At 66.1% G+C, this 1,653-nt stretch carries 2 protein-coding genes; one reads left to right on the top strand and one right to left on the bottom strand.

Annotated features, from left to right (window positions below):
* Window positions 1-47: 47 nt before the first annotated feature.
* Entirely contained in the window at window positions 48-200 is a 153-nt protein-coding gene (locus ACWGRX_RS26895; protein WP_452120054.1) for a hypothetical protein, read from the bottom strand.
* Between the two features lie 563 nt (window positions 201-763).
* Between ACWGRX_RS26895 and ACWGRX_RS26890 the strand changes: the two genes are divergently transcribed.
* Window positions 764-1,399 carry an arylsulfatase gene (locus tag ACWGRX_RS26890; RefSeq protein WP_452120055.1) on the top strand — a complete coding sequence of 212 codons (636 nt, stop codon included), beginning with the start codon at window positions 764-766 and terminating at the stop codon, window positions 1,397-1,399.
* Window positions 1,400-1,653 lie beyond the last annotated feature (254 nt).

The raw sequence follows: 1,653 nt of genomic DNA, 5'->3' as shown, positions 1-1,653 counted from the left end.
CCCGATCGGGGCCCTTGCCATATCCGCCGCTCCACGACGCCAGTGGCCTACTTTTGCTCCGCCACCCTGGCCTGGAATCCGACCGCCGTTGACACAAGGATGTGCATTCCGAGCGTGCCGCCGAAGCACAGGATCGCGAGCAGCCAGGCCGGCACGCGTTGATGCGCTTCGCCGACGGGATGTTCCGGTTCGGCGTTCATCCGAGTGGCCTTTGAAAGTGCGCCAGCGACGCGCAGCCGGACTGCGATCCGCGTGAGACGACACCACCGGCTCTCCGGCCCCCTTCCGTGCCTGAAAGCCGCGCATGCCGTCGATCAGCGGGCAAGGCGATGTCGCCCTGCTCCTGCCGGCGCAAACGCGGCGCAGCGGATTCTCGCAACGGGCGGTCGTCTCGGACTGCGCAGAGGAGCGGCAGCTTCGGGCGCCCGAGCGGTCCGGACAATGGCAGATGGGAGCGTGCAGCAACTGTCGAGCATCGGAAGCCTCGGTTCACCGCAGGATCCTAGTGCGTGGCTGCTTCGACAGAATCGCCATCTTGGCGAAAGACCTTCCCGATGAGCGGCAAGCTTCGCGGCGCAGGCTGGAGCAACAATTTTTGCACCGCCCGCAAGTCTGCTTGCTGGCGAACAGGCTTTTTGGGCTCAGGCGAGCGGCTCTATCGTGCCGGGATTCGAACGGCGCTGGCTGCCATGTGGTGAAGCCGTCGGTTTCCGGTTCGAGCGATCCAGACCGCGCGGACATGTTTCCGGCAGAAGAGCGACAGATGGCCCGAATTGCCCTGATCCACGCATTGCGCCATTCCCCGCCGCCGATCGAGGATGCGTTCCGTTCCTTGTGGCCGGAGGCGCGCTTGACGAACCTGCTGGATGACAGCCTGGCCTCGGATCTGGCGCGCGACGGCGAGTTCACGCCGGCGATGATGCAGAGATTCCTCGATCTGGCTGCCTATTCGCGCGGTACCGGCGCGGACGCCATTCTGTTCACCTGTTCGGCGTTCGGCCCCTGCATCGACGCCGTGAAGGCCGCGAACCCCGATCTGCCGATCCTCAAGCCGAACGAGGCGATGATCGAGGAAGCAAGCCGCCTCGGCAGTCGCATCGGCCTGATGGCGACCTTCGCACCGACCCTGCAATCCATGCCGCCCGAGTTCCCGGCAACCATCGCCTTGGCGCCAAAGCTGATCGAAGGCGCTTTGGCTGCGCTCGATGGTGGCGAGGCGGACCGGCATGACGAACTGGCTGCCGAGGCAGCGCGATCCCTCGGCGGCTGCGATGCGATAGCCCTGGCGCAATTCAGCCTGGCGCGTGCGGCGGAGCGCATCAAGGCGGCGACGGGCCTACCGGTGCTGACCACGCCGGACAGCGCCGTCCGCAAACTGCGAACCTTGCTCGGAGGTTAGTTGGCGGCTGGACGGCCCCATGCTCGATTGGGGGGGGCGGGGCCACCCGGGATGGCTCTTCCACAGGTCTCTGGAGCATACGAGAACGCGTCGCCAACAGACCTCGGATGCAGCATGTACGAAAAGTCTGCTTCCTGGAAAGCAGCCGATGTCCGCAATTGTGAAGGGTTTCGGATGCCGGTCCGTGCGGGCGGGGTCTGACCGGGCTGAGGGCCGGCGTCCGAAAGCCTCCAGGGGAGGAAGCCGCGGCCCGG

This window comes from Allobosea sp. NPDC055594, assembly GCF_053618995.1.
This window is presented reverse-complemented; position numbering and strand designations above follow the sequence as displayed.

Coding starts and splice junctions, on each gene's coding strand:
- ACWGRX_RS26895 (WP_452120054.1), bottom strand. CDS start 200: ATGAACGCCGAACCGGAACATCCCGTCGGCGAAGCGCATCAACGCGTG.
- ACWGRX_RS26890 (WP_452120055.1), top strand. CDS start 764: ATGGCCCGAATTGCCCTGATCCACGCATTGCGCCATTCCCCGCCGCCG.